Here is a 22238-nt window from a genome sequence, read left to right on the forward strand (position 1 = left end):
ATTAGATCATTTCAAAAACGCCAGCGGCTCCCATTCCACCACCGATACACATCGTAACGACTCCGTATTTGCCGCCTCTGCGCTTCATTTCATTCAAAAGCTGGACGGTCAGCTTGGCACCACTGCAACCGAGTGGATGCCCTAATGCGATTGCCCCACCATTTACATTGACCTTTTCAGGATCGAGTCCCAGCTCGCGAATGACAGCAATCGATTGAGACGCGAACGCTTCGTTTAACTCAAACAGATCGACATCCTCCAAGCTGATTCCCGCTAGCTTCAATGCTTTTGGAATCGCGACAACCGGACCAATCCCCATGACATCAGGGTCTACGCCGCCAACCGTAAAGGAACGGAACTTGGCAATCGGCTCGACACCCAGCTCGGCTGCTTTTTCGGCAGACATCACGAGAACTGCTGCCGCGCCATCGCTCGTTTGTGAGGAGTTTCCTGCTGTTACGCTACCTTGCACATGAAAGACCGGCCTGAGCTTGGCGAGTGCCTCCATCGTCGTGTCCGAGCGCGCTCCTTCATCCTTATCGAAAACACGTTCCTGAACGTGAACCTTGCCAGCTTCATCGACAAAATGCTGCTTGACTGTCAATGGTACGATTTCATCCTGGAATTTCCCTGAAGCAATCGCAGCCGTCGCACGCTGATGGCTTTGCAGGGCAAAAGCATCCTGATCCTCACGAGAAATGTTGTACCTCTTCGCTACCTCTTCAGCCGTATGGCCCATGCTCATGTACGCTTCCGGCTTCGTTTCTACCAGAGTCGGATTGAGTGCGATTTTGTGACCAAGCATTGGTACCAGACTCATGCTCTCCACCCCGCCAGCAACAACCACATCGGAGCTGCCGACCATGATCTGCTGAGCAGCGTAAGCAATCGTCTGCAAACCGGAGGAGCAAAAGCGATTGATCGTGATTCCCGATACATTTGTTGGCAATCCGGCACGCAGTCCGATCAGGCGAGCCATATTCATTCCTTGCTCAGCTTCCGGTACAGCCGTCCCCATGATGATATCCTCGATATCAGCCGGATCGAGCTGTGGCACGCGGCGCAACAGGTCGCTGACAACTGCGGCTCCCATATCGACTGGGTGAAAATCCTTGAGACTTCCTTTTTTCGATTTACCGATAGCGGTGCGGGCGCCCGCGACAATAACTGCTTCTCTCATCGTTATCCCTCCCTCTCCCTAGTTACGCAAAGGCTTGTTTTTGGTCAGCATGTGCTGCATCCGTTGCTGGCTTTTCGGCGTCTTGATGAGTTCGAGGAACGCTTGCTTTTCCAGCTCCAGAATGTAGCTTTCTGTCACTTCTGTACCCGCTGGCACGTTACCACCGGACATGACATAGGCAACTTTGCTTGCGATCAGCTCATCATGCTCGGAAATATATCCACTCTTCTTCATAGCGTAAATATTTTGGCGCAGGTTCGCATAACCCGTTTCTCCGATGACGCGAATTTTGCGTGGCGCTGGCGGCGTGTAGCCCTCTTTATCCATCGTGAGCACCAGTTGCTTCGCATCGTTCAACAAATGATCAGCATTCACGCTGATGCGGTCGGTCGGTCGCAGGTACCCCAGATTGATGGCTTCCTGACCGCTCGTAGATACCTTTGCCATGGCAATGGCTTCAAACGCCTTCGCAACAAATGGGAACGGATCAACTGGCATGCTGCCTCCCTCTGGAACGTTTTCCATTGCTCGGAACAGCATCTCCTTCGTTCCTCCGCCACCTGGCAGAAGTCCTACTCCCACCTCAACCAGTCCAAGGTACGTCTCTGCCGAAACCTGTACGCGATCCGCGAGATAGACCACCTCGACACCGCCGCCCAACGTCATGCCGAACGGTGCTGCGACGACTGGACGATGCATGTAGCGCAGTGCCCGTGCTGTTTTGTGGAAGTTCGTGACGAGCATGTCGAGCTCCAGCCAATTCTCATCCTGTGCTTCCATCAACGCCATTGCGAGATTCATCCCGACGCAGAAGTTTTTGCCTTGATTACCGATAACCAGCCCGGCGAAATTCTTCTGCACTTCCTCTGCGGCCTGATTTGCCATCTGCAAGACATCCATCCCAAGTGCATTGTGCGGGGAGGTAAATTCCAGACATGCAACTCCATCGCCCAAATCGATCAAGGCGGCACCCGCATTTTTCTTGATCAGCTTGCCTTGTTCCTTAAGCGCAGCCAAGTTGATGTTTTCCTTGCTCTCTTCGACGTCCTTGTAGGTACCTCCGATGGAAAACACGCTGCGCTTCCCTTGCTCTTTTTGATAAAAGGAGGTTTTCCCACTCGCGAGCAGTTCCTCGACAAGTGCCGGAATCTTCTCGTTTTCCTCACGCATTTTTGCCACTGACTTTTCGAGACCGATGGCATCCCATGTTTCGAACGGCCCCATCTCCCAGCCGAAGCCCCACTTCATGGCCTGATCAACAGAGACGATATCGTCTGCGATCTCATGAGCTTTTTCAGCAGAGTACAGCAGTACCTTTTTGAAGACACTCCAGACAAACTCACTGCCCTTGTCCTTGCCGTATGCGAGCGTTCTCAACTTCTCAGGCAATGTCTTTGCTGTTTTGGCTGTTTCGAGGGAAGCGAACTTCGGCCTCACACTTGGACGATATTCTAGCGTGTCAACCGACAGTGCCATAATCTCTTTGCCTTTCTCTGTCTTCACCTGCTTGAAAAAGCCTTGACCAGCCTTTTGCCCGATCCATCTTTTCTCCACCATTTGCAGAACGAACTCCGGTACTTCGAAAACCGAGCGCTCCTGCTCATCCGTGCTTTTGTTCCTGACGTTACCGGCCACATGCACGTACGTATCCAGTCCGACGACATCGAGTGTGCGGAACGTAGCGCTTTTCGGACGGCCGATGACCGGACCTGTCAACGCATCTACCTCATCTACCCCAAGCCCCAGTCGCACCATTTCGTGGATCGAAACCTGCAATCCATATGTACCGATGCGATTGGCAATGAAGTTAGGTGTATCCTTGCAAACAACCATTCCTTTTCCGAGCACATGCTCACCAAAATGCTTCATGAAAGAAATGACTTGTGTGTCTGTATCTAGACCTGGGATTAGCTCCAACAGCTTCAAGTAGCGCGGTGGGTTAAAAAAGTGTGTGCCGAGGAAATGCTTGCGGAAGTCATCAGAGCGTCCCTCTGCCATTTCGTTGATGGAAACCCCAGACGTATTGGAAGACACGATTGTCCCTGGCTTGCGATGAGCTTCTACCATAGCGAAGACGCTTTTCTTCACCTCGATGTTCTCGACAACGACCTCAATAATCCAATCGACCTCGCTCAAGCAAGAGAGATGGTCTTCGAAGTTACCAACTGTAATCAGGTCGATGTTCTTTTTATCGTAGAGCGGCGCCGGCTTCTCCTTCAAAAGTCGGTCACGGCCCGCTTGTGCGATCCGGTTTTTCACCACGCTATCAGATAAAGAAAGCCCTTTTGCACTCTCATCTGCTGTCAATTCACGCGGCACGATGTCCAGTAAATAAGTGGGAATACCGACGTTGGCTAAATGTGCTGCGATCCCGGCGCCCATAACGCCTGAACCGAGAACTGCCGCCTTGCGAATTTTGCGTTCCATCTCCAAATCCTCCTTTTAAAAAACCTAGTCATGGCTTATTCATGGTCAAAAGAATGGCCTCGCAACAGTGAATACCTAATTTTCAGACTAGAAGATCATTTTTAAAACTTCTACTTTCTCTATAGATATTCCTGTGTACATCAGCACATGTCTTAAGTTGAATGAATGCTCATTCAGTATGTGGGTTAAAAAATGACATCCCACGTTTTGGCTGTCTTACATGCCCTGGAGATGTTACGCTCCCACCAACTGAATCACCGTTCAGTTTTTATTGTAATCGAAAATTCTGTCAGTTGCAATCGTCACTTCGCGAAAGAAAAGAAAAGGGGCAGCAATGGTCCAGTGCCCCTTTTTCTGTGCTATTTTTGCAAGTAAATCAGCGTGGTGATCTTGCGCCCATAAGCGTTGGATGCGTCTTCTTCCAATCGGTATTCAATCTGGAAGTCTCCGTTTTTCGGGTCTACATAATGAGCAATCACCCAGAGGGTTTTCGAATTGTTTTCGTCAGCCTTGACTGATACTTTTACCGGTCCGTTGTACGTGGGCACTTGCTCCAGCTTTGCCATACTTTTGAGCGCATCGTCTGTAAAGAGCGCAGACAACTGCTTTTGATTTTTGGTTTCGTACGCCAAATTCGCTGCTCGTAAAAACACCTGCGCGATGTGCTGCTGATTCGCAGATGAACCACGGAACTGTGAAGCTACATCCATCCGGTAATAATCAATCAGTCGATCCATCACAACGACGTATTCTGCACGCGTCAGAATTTTGTTCGGAGAAAAGGTCTTGTCCGTGAGAAACAGATTGAATTCCCGGATCGCCAGTGGGTACGGTGAATATGTATCCCGATAGAAGCGGTCGCGCTTCCATTCGTAATGGCTGTTAAAGAAAGAGACTGTATCTTGTGGTTTAATATTAGCTGTACGGTATTTTTGTGGTGCCAGCATATGGAATAGCATCAAGCTGGCTTCTTCTCTCGTCAATGGCCACTGCATCCCGGCACTAGACATCCACCAGTCCGGATTTTCCTTCTCTTGCTTTTTCATCAGGTGCCCGGTTTCAGCCAAATATAGATAGTACAGCATCCGGTCTCCCGGATCAAACTTACCCAAATCGTCCGTTTCGATTTTCATCATGGTCTTTAGATTGCTTAGCAGTTGATCTACTTCCCCCCGGAGTAGATAGCGGTGATCCAGGTTTGGCTTGCGTTCTGGCTTTTCAATCGGTCCGTATATCGTCTCAAAAACGCGATTCAGCATAGCCAAAGCTTCGCCTCGAGTAACTGGCTTGTTTGGGTAAAAAGGCTGATATCCCTTCCTCTTTACGATGCCCAGATCCGCCATTTCGTTGATTTGCTCACGCGCCCAATGTCCCTGTATGTCTGTATACATGCCAGGTGCAGCCGCATTCGCACTCCCTGAAAAAACGCTTTGCACCACTAGCAGTGCCAAGAGAAAAACGATAGCAAAACGCTTTACCATGACTTACGATAACTCCTTTCTTTCCATGATCGTTGCCTTACTCCCTTTTTTTTGGAATTCGTCCCCAGTAGCATCCATTCCTGCCATATTGGTCTATTTTCCTGGGTCTGATCTCTCTCTTTCTTGTATCGGGATGAAAACGGAACTTTGTTATACTTTTTCAAAACAAATGAAAAAGAACCGCACTTTGTATGAGCGGCCCAATTATATCCTTTTTCTCTATACGCTGACTATCCTTCAATCTGCTCTAACCAGCCTGCTCCCTTGGTCACAAGCAGCCGATATAAGAAAATGTTGATGAGAGTGAACAGGACGAAAATCCCAAGAGCGGTTCTTAATACGGATATACTAGCGAAAAACTGGCGAGGACGACTAAGCCTCCTGCCATAAGACCTATGTCCAACGGGAAAAGAAAAAGAGCCGTCGGTTATCCCAACGGCCCTCGTTATTAATCTTAGTCTTGTGGTACAAAGCTACCATCACGCAGCATAGTCAATTCGCCCATGAGGAACGCTAAATCTTCGTTTTCGCCGAACTTTCCACTCTCTTCCAAAGCTTCCAAACGACGCAGAAGCATGTTGGCAAAATCTTGAATCTGTATCGGATGTGCCTCCATATCCGCCTCATCCAAAATTTCAAAACCAGTCAAGGCTTCCAAGTGGGTCACGATACGGAAACCGCCGATTTCCCCTAGGAACTCTTGCTTGTTCATTTTTGATTTCTCCAATTTTTGCAGCATGGACAAAATATCATTCGCTACCACACTCGGAAAAGCAACCTGATAAAAGTTGCGGTTTTTCGCTTCATCGGTTTTGATAATCAAAACATCAATACCGTCCGGCTTTTTTGCTTTTTTGCCAAACCCAAACATATATTCCACCTCAATCGTTCGATCTGTCCAACTCTCTCCATGATAGACATAATCCGAGAGTCAGACAACCCCTATCCATATATTAACTGGGCTATTTGTCTTTTTTCACACACACGCTAACGTAAAACGACTGCTCCCAAGTGAGGTGCACCATGAAAGTCAATTGGAAAAACTGGATGTTTATTCTCGTTCTCTCTTTGCTCGTTACAGGATGCCTGACGCAAGTAAAGCAGGAGCAGCCAAAAACTAAGGCCAAAACACAGAGTAAGCCTGCCAAGCAGTCTGCCATCCAAAAGCTTGGCGATAACAAAATGGACGTCGTCCTCTTTTTGAAGCAAGCCGAGCATCAGCTAGAAAATGTATATTACGCTGCTGCGGACAATGCGAAGGGCAAATCTGTGATTGAGGATGGTCTCGTCTTTCGTGAGTTGCCTAAGCGCTTCGACAGTAAAGACAAGATAACGGGGTACTTCGGGCGTTTTTGGAGCCGTCCACTGGCAGAAGCCATGTACGACAACATGACAACCAAGCTGGTGAAGGAAAAAGTATACGTAGCAATCCCCCGTGTCGACTATCCGACTTTGATCTCGGTACGAAACACGACTGTCCAAAAAAACAATGGAGAACTCAGTGTGACTGTGGAAGATGTAACTGATTCTTCTTTTGCTTCTGACCGCACGCTGCGCTACCGACTCGTGCGCGATCAAAAGACCAAGCGCTTCGAAATCAAATCACGGCTGGGCGCTTATGGGAATGAACAATTTCAATAAGCCTCTTGACATTTCTTACGGATCAAGCGAATAATAGTGAATTAATAAGCACATAGTGAGCGGCAATGACGGGGAATAGTAAAACCGCCCTTCAGGTCCAGAGAGCGAAATCCACCGGCTGAGAGGTTTCGTCCTTGAATCGGTTTGAACCCACCCCAGAGCATCCAGGGAAGACCTGGACAGGTTTCTTTCACCTGTTATCAAAGAAAGAGAGCCGGGCGTTTCTTGGTTGAAGTATGCCTTCAGTCCAAAACGTCAAATAAGGTGGTACCGCGTGAGGTTATCAAGCCCTTTCGTCCTTATCAAAGAGACGAGAGGGCTTTTTTGTATGCAAGAAGGGGGTTTTTACGCATGAAAAAGGGTAAGTTGCGTTTGGTAGTAAAGGTGGGGAGCAGTTCAATTGCAGCAGCTACTGGCGGTGTTGATCCGGCGAAAATGTCGCTGCTCGTCTCGGCTATCAGCCAATTGCGGGAAGCGGGGCATCAGGTTGTCTTAGTCTCCTCGGGAGCTGTCGCCAGCGGCTATCAAAGTCTCGGCTATCAGCAGCGACCGCGATCCTTGGCAGCCAAGCAAGCAGCCGCGGCTATTGGGCAAAGCTTGTTGATGCAAACCTATACGCAGATGTTCGGCGCCCATAACTTCAGCGTGGCGCAAATCTTACTGACACGCGGTGACTTTTCTCACAAGGAACGGTATCAGCACGCATTTTCCACGTTGTCACTGCTTTTGGATAAAAACATTTTGCCAATCATCAATGAAAATGACACGGTATCCGTAGCGGAATTGACCTTCGGAGACAATGATATGCTTGGTGCTCTCGTCGCTGGTCTCATCCATGCCGATTTGTACATGATCCTGACTGATACGAATGGCTTGTACGACAAAGACCCACGTTATCATGCTGATGCCAAACACATGGGCTGGCTCGAATGTGTGACAGACGAAATCGAGGCACTTGCAGGCGGAGCTTCCCAACTAGGTACTGGAGGTATGCGCTCCAAGCTGATTGCAGCAAAAACCGCCCAATCATTAGGAATTCCCGGCTTTATCGGAAAATTGACGAATCCCACTGATTTGCTGGATGTCCTTACTGGCAACGGGAATGGCACCTACGTCAACTATCATCCAGAAGCGCCTGCAACGAACGGCGTTCCTACACGCAAGCAATGGATTGCGCTTCACTCCCCTACCCGCGGTAAAATCACGGTTGATAGCGGTGCAGCGGAAGCGATTTTGGAAAACAGCAAAAGCTTGCTCTTGGCAGGTGTCCGCGATGTATCCGGCATGTTCGAGCAAGGTGAAGTTATCGAGGTTTACTGTGAAGGTACGCTGATCGGTCGCGGTATCAGCAGATTTACTGCAACACAGTTAAGTGATTTTCTTTCCCCTGATAACGTAACGCGACACAGCGGTACTGTTATACATCGGGATGAATGGACGCCTGTCATTTAAACGAATCCATGTAAATAGAAAGAAGGAGTTGGAGAAACCATGGAAAGCTTGAAAGAAAAAGTGCATACACAAGTAAGCCTGGCCAAACAGGCTTCACGAAAAATGGCCATACTCTCTCGCAAAGAAAAAGACCAGGTGCTCGTCGCAATCGGCAACCAGCTACTGGCAGATGAGGCTGTCATTCTCTCAGAAAACGCCAAGGACATCGCCCTCGCGGAAGCAGACGGTCAGCCTCCTTCCTATCTGGATCGTCTCTTGCTGACGCCAGAGCGAATTGCCCAGCTCGTGGATAGCCTGGCGCAGTTGGTATCCCTCGATGATCCGGTCGGGGAACGAATCGACTCGTGGACACGACCAAACGGACTTTTGATCGAACAAATCCGCGTCCCACTCGGTGTTATTGGAATGGTGTACGAAGCCAGACCGAACGTCACCGTTGACGCTGCAGCTATCGCCATCAAAACGGGCAATGCAATCGTCTTGCGCGGCAGCCACAGCGCTGTTCACAGCAACCTCGCGTTGGTGACTAGCATTCGTCAAGCGCTCACTGCAACCGGACTTGACGCAGAAGCGGTACAGTACTTGCCTTTTGCCGAACATGCCTCTGTCGATTACTTGTGCACCGCCAATGGTCTCGTCGATGTCATCATCCCTCGGGGTGGCGCAGGACTGATCCAGCGGGTTCTGCAAATCGCAAGCGTTCCTGTACTCGAAACAGGCGTCGGCAATTGCCACATTTATGTAGATGAAGCCGCTCAGTATGACATGGCTGTAAGCATCGTGATTAATGCCAAAACAAGTCGACCTGCCGTTTGCAATGCTGCCGAAACACTGCTCATGCATCGCAATTGGCCACAAGAAAATCAACGAGCCTTGCTCCAAAAGCTACTGGCGAAGGGTGTCGAGCTCCGTGCTTGTGAGCGTACGATAAAGCTGCATTCCGACCTCGCCGCTCAACTGCACCATGCAACAGCAGAAGACTGGGATACGGAATACTCTGCGCTGATTCTGGCGGTTCGTACTGTCGATAGCCTAGGCGAGGCCATTGACCATATTACAGCACATACTTCCGGCCATTCCGAGGCAATCGTAACGGAAGATGAAGTCGCTGCCCGTCAGTTTTTGACTGCAATCGATGCTACCGCGGTTTATCATAATGCCTCTACCCGGTTTACAGATGGTGGAGAATTCGGCTTCGGTGCCGAGATCGGCATCAGCACGCAAAAGCTCCACGCTCGTGGGCCAATGGGCTTGCCAGCGCTCACTTCTTACAAGTATGTCGTACGCGGAAACGGCCAAATCCGATAGTCCAAAGGGAGGGAATCACCATGAGTAACCAAGCAACAGCGATTACAGAAGGGCGGATCGGTTTTCTCGGTGCAGGCTCGATTGTGGAGGCCATGCTTTCCGGTATCGTAAAGAAAGGCTTACTCCCTTCTGAGCGTATTTCCGTCACGAACCGCAACAATATGGAGCGCTTGGAAGAGTTGGCAAATGACTACGGGGTAACTGCTACTCAGGACAAATTTGAGGTTGTCCGTTCTTCCGATATTTTGATTTTGGCCATCAAGCCGAAGGATGCCGCAGAGGCTTTGCAGGATTTGCGTGGGGTCGTTCGTTCCGACCAATTAATCATTTCGGTGATTGCTGGCGTCTCTACCAGCCTGATCGGAGAGTGGCTCGGTGCAGAATGCCCGATCATCCGCACGATGCCCAATACTTCGTCTGCCGTTGGTTTGTCTGCTACAGGACTGTGCGCGAATCCTTTTGTCCAGGAAGAGCACCGCGAACTGGCTACCAAACTTTTCGAAGCAATTGGCACCGTATATGAAGTCGCCGAAGAAGAGCTGGACATCATTACTGGATTGTCTGGAAGTGGTCCTGCTTATATTTACTATTTGGTAGAAGCCATGATGGGGGCAGGTGCCACCGCGGGGCTGGATCGGGAAATGGCACGCCAACTAACACTGCAAACCGTAATCGGCGCAGCACATATGCTGCTCGACACACGCGAAGAGCCTTCGATTCTCCGCCAAAAAGTAACGAGTCCGGGTGGAACGACACAGGCTGGACTGGAAGTATTGGAAGCCTATCAATTCCAGGAGGCCGTCACTGCAGCCATTCTGCGTGCTGCGGAAAGATCGCGGGAGATGGGGGCACAATACCAGTAAAGTCGTTTTGTCCCCCCTCCTTGTCATGTATAATAAAAAAGATCAAGCATAGTCGAGAAAAATGACGAGGAGGTCCCATGGAAATTTACGCCTTGTACGGCACCAGTGGAACAGGAAAAAGCACCAGTGCATTAGAACTTGCTCACCGAATGAATATCGACGCCATTATTGATGATGGCATCCTGATTTACCAGGGACGCAAGGTGGCCGGAACCTCTGCCAAATATGAGAAGACAAAAATTCAGGCGGTAAAACGAGCTATTTTTCATTATAAGGAGCATGCGGAAGAAGTACGGCGCAGTCTTGGCGAGATTCAACCAAACCGACTACTCGTGTTAGGAACTTCGCAGCGGATGATTGGTCGTATCGTCGAAGCGCTGCATTTGCCTTTTCAAGTGGACTTCATCCCGATTGAATCCATCAAGCCGCCGCAAGAAATCGAGGCTGCCCGCTACGTGCGGGAGACAATGGGCAAGCACACGATACCGATTCCGCGTGTGGAGGTAGAAAAAGATTTCCTCCAGCGCCTCATCTCCTCTGCCCAACAAATTTTCAGCTCAAAAAAAGAAGTCATCGGGGAAACAACCGTGGTTCATCCTCCGTTTTCCGGTGGACGCATCATGATTCATCCTCAGGTGTTGCGAAAAATCGTGGAAGCGACCTGCGACCAGTTTGACGAGGTCCATCATGTGGTCAAAATCGTCTCCAGCTTTGAGGATTTGCCTCGTTTCCAGGTTTCGATTGCTCTTCAACTGCCTTACATGACAAATATTCCAGCACTTATCCATGCACTTCAAACTACGTTGTACAAAGAAGCTCAATATTGTCTCAATATCGCTCCCGCCAGCATCGACATCGTCGTTTCTTCGCTGGAGCTAACCTGATCCGGTCCTTTGTGACCGGATTTTTTTGGTTGTAATCCTCAGGGGTTACATCCTGGCTTGTTGCTCATCCTATACATGATTCCATCTGAAAGGAGCAACCCGATGCCATCCATCCTGTCTTCCAAGCCCTTTACACAAGCTCCGATTCCCGAACCGCCCAAGGTCATTACGACAAAGGATTTGAGCTATCTCAAGGATGCTTTGTCATGGGAACTGATCGCTTTCAAAAAGCTGCATGCTTTCGCACAGCAAGCAACTGATCCCCAGGTCAAGCAATGTCTGGAACAGCAAGGACAAATGCACCAGCGTCACTACCAAAAACTGCTGAGTCACCTGCAAAACAACAACACCGCAGTGATGGCGACCATTCCGCAGACACAGTCCCAGCAACAACAGCAATCCCAACCACAACATCAAATGCAATAAGGGAGGAATCGGGATGCCAAACCAAAACCAGATCGCCAATCCGCAATCCGGTCAGATGCCACAAGTAAAAGGTCCGCAAATGAACGATCGTGACTACCTCAACGACTGTCTGGCTACGTGCAAGTATTTAACGGATAACTTTAACATCGCCGTTCGTGAAGCCAGCCACCAGCAGCTTTATGATGACATGGTACAAATTTTGAACGAAACCCATCAGTCAGCACGCGATGCTTTCAATCTCATGTTCCAAAAGGGATGGTACAAGCTGGAAGCTGCCGAACAGCAACAACTACAGCAAGCTTATCAGCAGTTTAGCGGGTACTCCACGCAGTTCCCTTATCATTGATATAGCAGAAGACACCTGAGCCAAGCAGGTGTCTTCTTTCCATTACCCTCTGCCACGCAGGAGCTGCGATAAGATAAATAACGCCTTTTCCATGTCGGCTTCCTCTGCGTACACGTAGGACAAGCGAAGATGATGACTATCCGTCTGATCATATACAAAGCCGGGATTTAACAGTACACCTTTTGCCAATGCTTCCGTAAAAAGCTTGCGCATAGAAACAGCCTGATGCAGACGCAGCCAAATATAAAAACCGCCATGTGGCATACGCCAATCTGCCAGATCGTCAAACCAGCGACTTAGCCATTCACACATCCTGTCCCTTCGGTGTCGCAGTGCCGCTCTTAGCTGATCCAAATGCCGGGAATATCTCTCGCTTGTGAGCCATTCTGTCGCCACCCATTGGGAAATAGCACTCGCTCCGTAGTCCGTCTGCATTTTCACATCTGCGAGGCGTTCAATGACAGGCTCAGGCCCTACAATCCAGCCAATACGCAGTCCCGGACTAAGGGTTTTGGACAAGCTGCCCAAATACAAGACCAGCCCGCTCTGATCCCTCGCCTTCAACGGTAATGGCCCCGGTTCGTCTAACCACAATTCTCCATAAACATCGTCCTCCAACACAGGCAGTCTCTCCCGCTCGCATGCAGCCAGCACTTGCTCCCTTCGATTCTCTGATAGGCTAATCCCCGTCGGATTGTGGTAAGCCGAAATCGTATAGAGTAGTGCCGCGTTATGCGCCTGTTTTTGTCTCGTTAGCACTTGGGGAGAAATTCCTTCTGCATCCATCGGTACACCAACCAGACGCATTCCCGATGATTGAAACAAAGGCAGCGAGAATAAATACGAAGGCTGTTCGAGCAAGATGGCAGATCCACGGTGAAGGATGCCAATCGATATCAACTGCAAGGCTTGAAGGGCCCCCGAAACGACCAAAATAGACGCCGGAGAAGCTTCGATACCCCTGCCCCGCAAATGATTGCTGATCGCCTGACGCAAAGGCAATAACCCTTTTGGCTCCGAATATCCGAGATGAGTCATTTTGCCCTGCAAGCTAGCCATGACTTCTTCCATCTCTGCAACAGGAATCAAGCCAGGCGACAGCTCACCTGTCCCCAAACGAATGTACCTCGGGTCTGGCTCATAACGATTGATATCCTGAATCGTTGGCGAGTTAGGGAGATGCGCTCCTGCCTGAACGTAACCCAGCCAATTGGGTGGAGGTGTGGTCGTCAGCAAGGACCACGTGTTGTTGCTAACGACGGAGCCACTGCCTACAGTTGCTTCAATGAAGCCATCCGCTTTTAGCTCTTCCAGCGCCGTCACCACCGTGCTGCGGTTTACATCAAAGGCTTGCGCCAACGCTCTTTGTGTAGGCAATTTACTATTGATCGGCCACTCTCCGCCCGCAATTTTCCCCTTTATATAAGCCACGATCTGTGCGTAGATCGGTATGTCAGATGATTTGTCAGGCTTCCAGTCTATGGTCAGCACAGGCACATTCCTCCTCGTCTTATCATTGTACAAATTGGTTGGTTTGGATGTAAACCAATTGGCTGGAGACAACAGGTACTCAAGCGTGAATAATGACAGTAATGCAAGTAGCCTTTGCATCCAGAGAGAAACGGGGAGGAAATGATCATGCTGGAAGCGATTTTGCACGGTTTTGTGCTTGCTTTTGGACTTATTTTACCGCTCGGCGCACAAAATGTTTTCGTTTTTAATCAAGGGGCTCTACAACCTACATTACTTCGCGCCATGCCCGTCGTACTGACTGCGGCACTCTGCGATACCCTGCTCATTTTATTGGCGGTATTCGGAGTCTCTTTGGTCGTATTGACAGTCACATGGCTGAAAACAGTTCTGTATGTCGTCGGCTTCTTCTTTTTGGTGTATATGGGATATTTAACGTGGCGTAGCCGTCCCAATACGGAGGATGGAGAGAAAGAACGCTTTTCGGCCAAAAAACAAATCATGTTTGCTGCCTCTGTCTCTTTGTTGAACCCGCATGCGATTCTCGATACGATCGGCGTGATCGGCACCAGCTCACTCAGCTATGCCGGAACAGAGAAATGGGGCTTTACGATAGCCAGCATCCTCGTATCCTGCCTCTGGTTTTTTGGCCTTTCTGTAGCTGGTCGTACGGCAGGACGATTGGATCGGTCTGGAAAATTGCAGCGTGGCCTGAATATGGTTTCAGCGGTGATTATGTGGGGAGTGGCCGTCTATATGGCAGCCCAATTACTCACGACGTAAAGAGTTAGTGATAAAGTGCATAATCCCTACCTCCTCCACTCAAAATACTTCTATTCGGGTTTTTGAAGTGGAGGTTTGTTTATGCTTTTTACCAAATCGGACGCACTCTTGGATGACTTGTATGAGATTGCGAAAAATGTGCATCAAACAGCGATCTATTTTAATGAATACAAGATTACTTCATTGGAGACTGTCAAAACCTTTTCTACAGAAATGAAAGAGTACGAAACAAAAGGCGACAAGCTCATCCATGAAATCATCGTGCAAATCAACAAGACATTTATTACCGCCATCGAGCGAGAAGACGTCCTGGACCTTGCCGTCAAGCTGGATGATGTGCTCGACGGATTGGAGTTTTGCGCTTCGAGGCTCTATATGTATGACATTATGGAACCAGATGAAACGATGGTGCGATTCGGACAACTCATTGAAGACGCTACCAAGCAAATTCTTCTCGCCATCGAGCTGCTCCAAAAGCAAAAGCTGTCCGATATGAAGGAGTACATCATCCGCATTAACGATTTGGAAAGCGAAGGGGATGAATTAGTCAGGGGGAGCATCCGGCAATTGTTCAAAACCTCGAGCGATCCGATTCACATTATGCAGCTCAAAGAGATTTACGAAGTGCTCGAAGATGTCATGGATCATTGCGAGGATGTCGCCGATGCGATGGAATCTGTGATCATGGGCAACTCTTAAACCAAGGAGACCTACTTTCATGTATACGAGCCTTCCTCTTGTTATTGCAGTAATCATCCTGGCTGTTTCCTTTGACTTTATCAACGGATTTCATGATACAGCCAATGCTATCGCAACCACCGTATCCACCAAAGCTCTCCCGCCAAAGATTGCCATTGGCCTGGCGGCTATCATGAATTTTATCGGTGCCCTGACGTTTACCGGGGTCGCCAAAACAATCGGTGGAGATATCGCCGATCCAGCCAAGCTGGAATTCGGAGTGCTTGTGGTCATGGCTGCTCTCTTGTCTGCGATCCTTTGGAATTTGATTACGTGGTGGTACGGTATCCCGAGCAGTTCGTCTCACGCCCTCATCGGCTCACTCGTAGGTGCAGTCCTCGCTTCCGCCGGGAGCGCGCAAATCAACTGGGCTGGTTTTTTGAAAATCTTCCAGGCGCTTATTGTGTCACCGGTTATCGCACTGGTTGCCGCTTACCTCATGATGAATCTGGTTTATTTCATTTTCAGTCGGATCATGATTCCCCCTACCAAGGTCAATCGGGGATTTCGCCTCTTTCAGATTTTCACGGCGGCCCTGCAATCCTTTACACATGGAACGAATGACGCACAAAAAGCGATGGGCATTATCGTGTTCGCTCTCGTAGCCGCAGACCTGCATGCAGATACGAGTACGATTCCTTTCTGGGTGCAGTTTATTTGTGCGCTCGCGATGGGCTTGGGAACCTCTGTCGGAGGCTGGAAAATCATCAAGACGGTCGGGGGCAAAATCACCAAGATTGAACCAATCAATGGAGCCACGGCCGACCTCACCTCGTCTTCAATCATTTTTACCTTTACGCAGCTAGGATTGCCTGTCAGCTCTACCCATGTCATCTCTTCCGGGATCATGGGGGTAGGTGCTGCCAAACGGCTGAAGAGTGTCAATTGGGGCGTCGCCAAACGAATCGTGATCACCTGGTTTATTACGCTGCCGATTTCTGCCTTGCTCGCTGCTGCTACGTATTTGTTGCTACATGTATTTATCTAAAAGAAAAAGGGACGAGTAACAGGCTCGCCCCTTTTTTCTATGATCTTAATTGAAAGCCTAAGTAAGACTCTCCATTCTGTAAAGATAATCGCATATCGTCCAAATACTTGTGCTGTTGGTCCGTTAATTGGCTCATGTCTGCATGAACACTGTGATAGGCATAGGAAAAGAGATGGCGGTAATCTATGAAGAAATCGATCTGGGACAGAGACACCGTAGAGGGATTACCACGTGAATAGCCTTCCATAAACGATTGGAAAAAGGAGTGGACAAACTCTTTCCTCGCTGGTCCCTTTAGTACTGTCTGGGCTGTATGATAGACGGCAATCGCTATATCATAAGCAAACCAATGGTATTCGCTGTCTCCAAAATCGAGAAGGGTCAACGCTGTGGCCGCTGATGAACAGGTTGAAACGTTTTGGCGAGGGTGTGCATCTTGCCCCATCGTCTCTCCCCATCGCTCGAACAAATCGTGGTTCCACACGTCCTTGTCTTGCGGACTGACGTGAGCCCCCTCAACCTTTTCATAGACAACAAAAAAGCATCCCTCTGAAATTCGGTTAAGATAGGTATCCGCGGCAATCTGTAATGGTCTTATCACACCCAGCCCGTGTTCATGCGTATAAGACAACCATTCACATTCAGATAAGACATCTTGCTCGGAGGCTGCTGAGCCCTCTTCTATTTTGACCACAAGCTTTTCGCCACCACGGTTCACCTCAAATACGTGCTGGTTATAACCTCCAAGGAGTTTGGCTTCCGATGACTGACAACCGAGTTGGGTAAATACCTGGCTTTTCACACTCTCTGTTATCATCGCTCATTTCCCCTCTTCTGCTTTGCATGGCTATTCTCTTACTTTTTAATTAGCTTTTTCATACCCTCTTCAACAAATTGGTCATCCCGCAACTTGTCCTGCACACCTGTCCGCCACTTTTCTTTTATCAACAGCGCTCCCAAATCCTCACCGAAGAGACCTTGAATAACAACTCGTGTGGCAACAATCGTAGTATCCGAAAAACGATATTCGATTGTTTGCAAATTGTCTACCAGCGCAAAGGCTGCCACGGAGTTATATAGCATTGCTTGTTTAAATAATTTCGCCTCGACATCGGTCGTCTTATCCTCGTAATGGATCTCAATCGTAAACTTCTCCGGACGAAGCTGAAAGGTTCGCTTGAGCTGATCCAGCGGCAGATGATTGAACATGACCAGATTCGAAGTAGCGCCCATATACTTGTTTTTGTATGGCAAAATGGATTCCAAATCGTGAGTCAGCGGGCTTTGCTGAGCCAATTGATATTGCTCGGATTGCGCTTCGTTCTCCGGAAGAATCACGATCTGAATGACCATGAACAGGACAACCCCTATGAGAACCAAAGCAAGTATGATTTTATTTCGCAATGACGTCACCTTCCCCTGCATCGTATTTCAAAATAAGCCGCGGAATGGCGTGGAGCCACAATGGTATAAGGATAGAGAGAACAGGTAGCGCATATGATACGGCAACGTTAGCGAATTGATACGGTCCTGTAAGATTCACCGGCCTTGAAAACCATAGATTGCTGCCAAAGTGAAGCGCAGTCGTAAAAACGAGTGTCCCGACAATATAAAGCGCCCACAGCATCCAGCCTGTTTTTCGCAGCATAAAAGCAGACCGTACATTCATGCTGGTCAAATGATGTGAGGAACCCGGTCGGTTGATCCCTAACAAGATCAAATAGACGATTCCGATAAGGATGCTAATCGCAAACATACTATAATTCAAAAAGATACCCATACCCCATATTCGCAGAGGCATTGTCACAATCCAGGCCATAAGTCCGTACAGCAATCCGAGCTGCAACAATTCTTGGAGGAGTGGACGTATGTAGACTTTGCGGTGTTCCCCGACAATCGAGTCAATCGAAGGGAGATTGGCCTTTGCTTTTTTCACGGCTTCATCCAGTGATAGCCCATCTCCAACCAGGTCGGCCACCTTTGCCTCCAAATTGCTCAATACTTCCCATTTGAGCTCCTCGATTTGTTTACTTCCTCTATATTTTTGAAACAATTGATCGACATAGTGCTGCAAACTCTCCATCACACTTCCTCCCGCCTTTCGATGAGCTGGTCAATCAATTCTTTGGCGACCTTCCAAGATGCCAGCGCTTTTTCGTACGCCTCTCTCCCTGCTTCTGTCACCTGATAATATTTGCGTCTGCCCCCCTGGCTCTCATCTCCCCAGTACGAAGCGATCAGCTTGTGTGACTCTAATCTTTTCAGACTGGTATACAAGGAAGGCTCTTTCAGTTCGTAACGCCCGCCGCTATTTTTGAAAATGGCTTTAATGATTTCATATCCATAGTTATCGCCGTCACACAGGACACGGAGAATAATCGTATCGATATGACCGCGGATAATGTCACTGCTGATACTGCTGTCACTCATCTCGTTCACCTCGCAACTATAACATAACACACATTACTATGTATGACAAAGTAATATGTATTAAATTGCATCTACACACAAAAAACAAGACCACTCAAAAAGTTGAGATGGTCTTGAACAAATAGGCAACCCGGTGGTTTTATTGTTTCACCTGGTACACCAGATAGGGTGCTGGCGTCCGTTTTCCGTTTAATTCCGGCCAAACATAAAGCAGTTCCAGTGAGGGACTATTCCCCTTGTTAGACTCTGTAGATGACTCGCCTATCTCTGAAAAATTCCCTTCCATGCCTACTACCTGTCTGCTGGTGCTATCCACCCAAACCTTATACTTGTGACTCTCCGCTCTTGCTCCTTGTGTAATGGCAATGAAGTCTAGCCTGATTGCTGAGTCTTCCACCGCCGCGCCCTCCATTGCAAGCTGTGTGATTTGTCTTGGCAAATAGTACGCCAGTTTTTTTGCACCGATTTGGGCTGCTTCTGCTTGGGACAGCTCAGGGGAAGTATGTGACTCCGTATTTGTTTTCATCCGATACGCCAGCAGTTGACCAGATTTCTTGGCAAACCTCGCAGTGAGATAAGTAGCATCTGTCATTTTCCACGTATATTCCATGTACGATTCGTGTTCTTCTGTTGATAATGGACGGTTATCGCCTCCGATACGTACACCGAACTCTTTCTGGATCAGAGTGGCTATCTCCTCATCTGAGTTGGCCATGAGCAGCTTACCTTGTGCCTGAATCGGGATGAGGCTATAGCTACCAGTTGCTGCCACGCTCTGAAAACGATGATCGAGGACTTCCCCGTTCAATGCGTTGATATAGCCTGCAAAAGTCGCTACTTCTTCTTGCTTCAAACTGGCTGTCAGCCTTTGTACTGCTTCCTCTTTGGAAATTGCTTTTTCTGGATTGGGAAATAGCGAGAGATCCGCTTCTGCATCGAGATTCTCTTCCATGACCATACCCGCTGGTGTTCCATCTGACTCCAAGTGAACCTTCACGACACTGTCGGCGAACGGTATACCGTTAATGACGCGTTGAAAAACAGCCGTATCTTTTTCCAGATGGTTAGAAGCGAGTTGATATTGCTTACTCTTATCGCCTAATTTCTGCTTCATATATTGCTCGACAGACAGCGTTGGCGTATTGCTTGCCGTGGTTGCCGTTTTTGGCAGTGCTTGGCTTTTTGGGAGCGATTGTGGTTGCGTAATGACACTCTGTTCTTTCTGTTTGGGCTGTTCTTTCACCTGGCTTATTTTCCGCTGCTCGGCAACAGGAGGAATTTTCCTTTGCTCCGGTATGTCCTTCTCTTTTGCCAGTGAAGGCGCATTCTCTGCACGCTGCTCTATACGTACACTACTGGTCCCATCTTGTGCTTCTTTTCCGTCAGGCACAGCTACCAAGAGAGCCAGTACGAAAGTTGCAGCTGCACCTCCTGCCATCGACAAGATACGGCCCACTTTTTTCCTCTGCTTCATCTGCCTTGCCTGTTTAACCAGCGTCTGATCCAAATAGGTGACAAATTCCTGACGAGGGGGTGGGTCTTTCCTTCTTAACCCTCGTAGTTGGACCGTCAGCTTCTCATCCTCTAGCCCACTCATTTAGAAAGCCCCCTTCCTCCGTATCATCCATCATTTCTTTGACCAGCTTTAATGCCCGATGGGTGTTTACTTTCACCTTGGATTCCGATACACCCAGGATTTCTGCCGTCTCCTTGACGCTGTATTCCTCGATGCAGCGCAAAATCAGAACCAGACGATAATGGGGCGCTAGCTTTTGGATCGCTTGCTTCAGCTCACGAACGTTTTCCCTCTTGGTCAGGACGTTTTCCGGACTCCCTTCCTTGGTCGCCAGCTTCATCAGCCAGTTTTCTGAGAAAAAGGACTTGACCTTCTGCTTCCGATGCTGGTCGATCGCCGCATGCTTGGCAATGGAGAAGAGCCATGTTTTCAGAGTGACTCTGCCATCAAATCCGGCGAGCCCTTTTAACACTCTCGTAAAAACCTCTTGCGTCAAATCCTCGGCATCATTCTGGTTGCCGGTAAAATGGAGCAGAAAGTAGTAAACGTCCTGATAGTGAGCATGATAGATCGCGCTGATCCTCTGCTCGATATCCTCCTGCACGGGTTAGCCTCCTGTCTTAGTACGGATTAATGAAATTCACCTGTAGTAGTAAATTTGCCGGTTAGGGCATCAATTTCTCGGTGGTCTAGGGATATGGCTGTTCTGTACGCCAGAATGGGTTGATAACTTGGGTTATCCGACAAAATATCGGCTTCCGGTGTGAGATATTGCAGCTCCAGTGGACGCACTTTCAAGTATTCCTTTAGCGCCTGCTCATGTGATACAGCCTTTTTGGGGTCAGGCAGAATGAGTGGTTCCCAAGATACATCCGTCATACGCAGACTTATCACCTCTCCCGTGATACGGTCTATTCTGATATAAATCTCATCATCCAGAACGGGAATCCCTTCGTGCACATTTACAAACCTGAAGCCCTGCTCAGCGCCTCTCTGTCGAAACTCTGCTGTCCCAATCGGCATCACTTCTTTTAAATGCTTTGGTCCGTACTTTTCCAGCGCAGCAATAGCTAGTTTCATCGATTCTTCTGGCGTTATCCATTTATTTCCATTCGGATCTTCTTCAGGGTATTCTCTTTCTTTCTTTTTCTTGTCAACCTTACCGTAGCTCATAAATCGTCCTGTTTCTTCCTCCGTTATAATGATAGCCTCAAAGTCTTTATTGATTTCATGTGTATATTCCTTACCTTTCGTATCTTCAGAAATGCCTTCTTTTATTTTTTCAGCTTTGCTCTCGATTCCAAAAGCAGCGAACAAAGCTGCTGCTTCCTCTGTCGTCTTTACGGTTACTTCCTTACCGACAGGATTCACTCTGACAATGGGGTTATATGCACTCCCCGAACCTTCATAAGCACTCCCCGAACCTTCATCATCAGGAACTTCCATGCCTGTTTTGGCATCGATAAATTCCGAGAATTCCGATTTGTAGCGTAAGGTAGGAGAGCCATACAAGTATTCCTTCGTTTTCTCGTTCCATCCCTCTACTGGCTGTTTCAAATAAAAGAGCTTCAGGTGTTTGGCGAAGGCTTTTTCAGCCTGATCCTTGGATATGGCTTCCTTAGGATCAGCAAACTTCAAATCTTCGAGGGCTGGTGCATCATCGCCCCCGAGATCATATAAGCCTGACCCTTTCGATATGACTTCCCCCTTGCTGTTTACGGTTAGATTAACATTCACATTCAAATATGGAAGACCGTTTACCTGTTTCGTAAACAAAGCATTATTTTTATTCGAATAATTAGGGTTATATTTGAAGCCACCCATATCTGCTCCGTACCATTGCTTCATAAAATCTGTTGCTTTGCTGACTACCTTATCATGCTCAATCTTCGGCCTTCCTTCTTCGGGAAATTCTTCGTCGTAGCTAAACCAATCGGGATTCCCTTGTTTATCCAAACCGAATTCAAAAGACGGTTTCTTCTTCTCCTTGGACGTTTGCAAGATGATGGTTATACGATTCGTTCCATCCTTTTTTTCTAAAATCTCTAGCGTACTGTAAGAAAAATCGGCTAAATATGGTAGCCTTTCCTTTACCTTTTGGATTGCAAGCTCTACCTTCACTTTCCATTCAGGTGTAAGCTCCTTTGCCTTGCTCTCCTCCGCCAGCACTTGACCATTATTCGTCAGATAGATTGGCGTAGTAGCAAGTAGAGTTGCAGTTGTTACCGAAAAAATCACTTTATTCAGCTTTTTCATCATGTACATCCTCCCGTATTTTTTTCAACGTTAATTAATCGTAAGAAAT

22 protein-coding genes are annotated in these 22238 nt (G+C 48.4%); 10 read left to right on the plus strand and 12 right to left on the minus strand.

Features of this window, described 5'->3' with window-relative positions; translation table 11 throughout:
• Position 1: 1 nt before the first annotated feature.
• The 4 genes from ASG16_RS08380 to ASG16_RS08400 form a co-directional block, all read right to left on the minus strand.
• Entirely contained in the window at positions 2 to 1180 is a 1179-nt protein-coding gene (locus ASG16_RS08380) for an acetyl-CoA C-acetyltransferase (RefSeq protein WP_048034625.1), read from the minus strand.
• A gap of 18 nt (positions 1181 to 1198) precedes the next feature.
• The gene (locus tag ASG16_RS08385; protein WP_056492021.1) at positions 1199 to 3607 is read right to left on the minus strand and encodes a 3-hydroxyacyl-CoA dehydrogenase/enoyl-CoA hydratase family protein; all 2409 of its coding nucleotides are present in this window, start codon (positions 3605 to 3607) and stop codon (positions 1199 to 1201) included.
• Positions 3608 to 3966: 359 nt separating this feature from the next.
• Complete coding sequence (locus ASG16_RS08390; protein WP_056492024.1) at positions 3967 to 5088, minus strand: S-layer homology domain-containing protein; 1122 nt, start codon at positions 5086 to 5088, stop codon at positions 3967 to 3969.
• Positions 5089 to 5542: 454 nt separating this feature from the next.
• A complete protein-coding gene (locus tag ASG16_RS08400; protein WP_056492027.1) occupies positions 5543 to 5959 on the minus strand; it encodes a hypothetical protein in 417 nt (138 codons plus the stop codon).
• Positions 5960 to 6111: 152 nt separating this feature from the next.
• Here ASG16_RS08400 and ASG16_RS08405 point away from each other — a divergent pair, with 152 nt between their 5' ends.
• The 7 genes from ASG16_RS08405 to ASG16_RS08435 all read left to right on the plus strand — a co-directional run bounded on the left by ASG16_RS08405 (position 6112) and on the right by ASG16_RS08435 (position 12008).
• On the plus strand, positions 6112 to 6729 hold the full coding sequence (locus ASG16_RS08405) for a hypothetical protein (protein ID WP_056492030.1): 618 nt from the start codon (positions 6112 to 6114) through the stop codon (positions 6727 to 6729).
• Positions 6730 to 7080: 351 nt separating this feature from the next.
• A complete protein-coding gene (gene proB / locus ASG16_RS08410) occupies positions 7081 to 8181 on the plus strand; it encodes a glutamate 5-kinase (protein WP_056492033.1) in 1101 nt (366 codons plus the stop codon).
• Between the two features lie 39 nt (positions 8182 to 8220).
• Positions 8221 to 9489: a glutamate-5-semialdehyde dehydrogenase gene (locus ASG16_RS08415; RefSeq protein WP_056492036.1), complete on the plus strand. Its 1269-nt coding sequence runs from the start codon at positions 8221 to 8223 to the stop codon at positions 9487 to 9489.
• 20 nt (positions 9490 to 9509) lie between these two features.
• The gene (proC, locus tag ASG16_RS08420; RefSeq protein WP_056492039.1) at positions 9510 to 10352 is read left to right on the plus strand and encodes a pyrroline-5-carboxylate reductase; all 843 of its coding nucleotides are present in this window, start codon (positions 9510 to 9512) and stop codon (positions 10350 to 10352) included.
• Between the two features lie 77 nt (positions 10353 to 10429).
• Positions 10430 to 11236, plus strand: a complete 807-nt coding sequence (locus ASG16_RS08425; RefSeq protein WP_056492041.1) for a hypothetical protein — start codon at positions 10430 to 10432, stop codon at positions 11234 to 11236.
• A 102-nt stretch (positions 11237 to 11338) separates the two neighbouring features.
• Positions 11339 to 11662 carry a ferritin-like domain-containing protein gene (locus ASG16_RS08430; protein WP_056492042.1) on the plus strand — a complete coding sequence of 108 codons (324 nt, stop codon included), beginning with the start codon at positions 11339 to 11341 and terminating at the stop codon, positions 11660 to 11662.
• A gap of 13 nt (positions 11663 to 11675) precedes the next feature.
• The gene (locus ASG16_RS08435) at positions 11676 to 12008 is read left to right on the plus strand and encodes a spore coat protein (RefSeq protein WP_056492045.1); all 333 of its coding nucleotides are present in this window, start codon (positions 11676 to 11678) and stop codon (positions 12006 to 12008) included.
• 42 nt (positions 12009 to 12050) lie between these two features.
• On the opposite strand, the gene ASG16_RS08440 is transcribed toward ASG16_RS08435, so the two are convergent.
• Complete coding sequence (locus ASG16_RS08440; protein ID WP_056492047.1) at positions 12051 to 13499, minus strand: aminotransferase-like domain-containing protein; 1449 nt, start codon at positions 13497 to 13499, stop codon at positions 12051 to 12053.
• A gap of 147 nt (positions 13500 to 13646) precedes the next feature.
• Between ASG16_RS08440 and ASG16_RS08445 the strand changes: the two genes are divergently transcribed.
• From ASG16_RS08445 to ASG16_RS08455, 3 genes are all read left to right on the plus strand, one after another.
• Positions 13647 to 14261: a LysE/ArgO family amino acid transporter gene (locus ASG16_RS08445; protein ID WP_056492050.1), complete on the plus strand. Its 615-nt coding sequence runs from the start codon at positions 13647 to 13649 to the stop codon at positions 14259 to 14261.
• Between the two features lie 81 nt (positions 14262 to 14342).
• Positions 14343 to 14960 (plus strand): DUF47 domain-containing protein, encoded by a 618-nt coding sequence (locus ASG16_RS08450; protein WP_056492054.1) that lies wholly within the window; start codon positions 14343 to 14345, stop codon positions 14958 to 14960.
• 19 nt (positions 14961 to 14979) lie between these two features.
• A complete protein-coding gene (locus ASG16_RS08455) occupies positions 14980 to 15987 on the plus strand; it encodes an inorganic phosphate transporter (protein ID WP_056492057.1) in 1008 nt (335 codons plus the stop codon).
• A 37-nt stretch (positions 15988 to 16024) separates the two neighbouring features.
• On the opposite strand, the gene ASG16_RS08460 is transcribed toward ASG16_RS08455, so the two are convergent.
• The 7 genes from ASG16_RS08460 to ASG16_RS08490 all read right to left on the minus strand — a co-directional run bounded on the left by ASG16_RS08460 (position 16025) and on the right by ASG16_RS08490 (position 22192).
• Positions 16025 to 16804 carry a phosphotransferase enzyme family protein gene (locus ASG16_RS08460; RefSeq protein ID WP_056492061.1) on the minus strand — a complete coding sequence of 260 codons (780 nt, stop codon included), beginning with the start codon at positions 16802 to 16804 and terminating at the stop codon, positions 16025 to 16027.
• 38 nt (positions 16805 to 16842) lie between these two features.
• Entirely contained in the window at positions 16843 to 17340 is a 498-nt protein-coding gene (locus ASG16_RS08465) for a DUF4825 domain-containing protein (protein ID WP_241970719.1), read from the minus strand.
• Positions 17341 to 17380: 40 nt separating this feature from the next.
• Positions 17381 to 18070: a permease prefix domain 1-containing protein gene (locus ASG16_RS08470; protein WP_056492067.1), complete on the minus strand. Its 690-nt coding sequence runs from the start codon at positions 18068 to 18070 to the stop codon at positions 17381 to 17383.
• Positions 18070 to 18417, minus strand: a complete 348-nt coding sequence (locus ASG16_RS08475) for a PadR family transcriptional regulator (protein WP_017251491.1) — start codon at positions 18415 to 18417, stop codon at positions 18070 to 18072. The genes ASG16_RS08470 and ASG16_RS08475 overlap by 1 nt, the downstream gene beginning before the upstream one ends.
• Before the next feature lie 139 nt (positions 18418 to 18556).
• A complete protein-coding gene (locus tag ASG16_RS08480) occupies positions 18557 to 20014 on the minus strand; it encodes a hypothetical protein (RefSeq protein ID WP_056492070.1) in 1458 nt (485 codons plus the stop codon).
• Positions 19995 to 20537: an RNA polymerase sigma factor gene (locus tag ASG16_RS08485; protein WP_015893149.1), complete on the minus strand. Its 543-nt coding sequence runs from the start codon at positions 20535 to 20537 to the stop codon at positions 19995 to 19997. The genes ASG16_RS08480 and ASG16_RS08485 overlap by 20 nt, the downstream gene beginning before the upstream one ends.
• A 26-nt stretch (positions 20538 to 20563) precedes the next feature.
• Positions 20564 to 22192, minus strand: a complete 1629-nt coding sequence (locus tag ASG16_RS08490; protein ID WP_056492073.1) for a YcdB/YcdC domain-containing protein — start codon at positions 22190 to 22192, stop codon at positions 20564 to 20566.
• Positions 22193 to 22238: the final 46 nt, after the last annotated feature.

This window comes from Brevibacillus sp. Leaf182 (assembly GCF_001423865.2).
In the GTDB taxonomy this organism is placed as follows: Bacteria; Bacillota; Bacilli; order Brevibacillales; family Brevibacillaceae; genus Brevibacillus; species Brevibacillus brevis_C.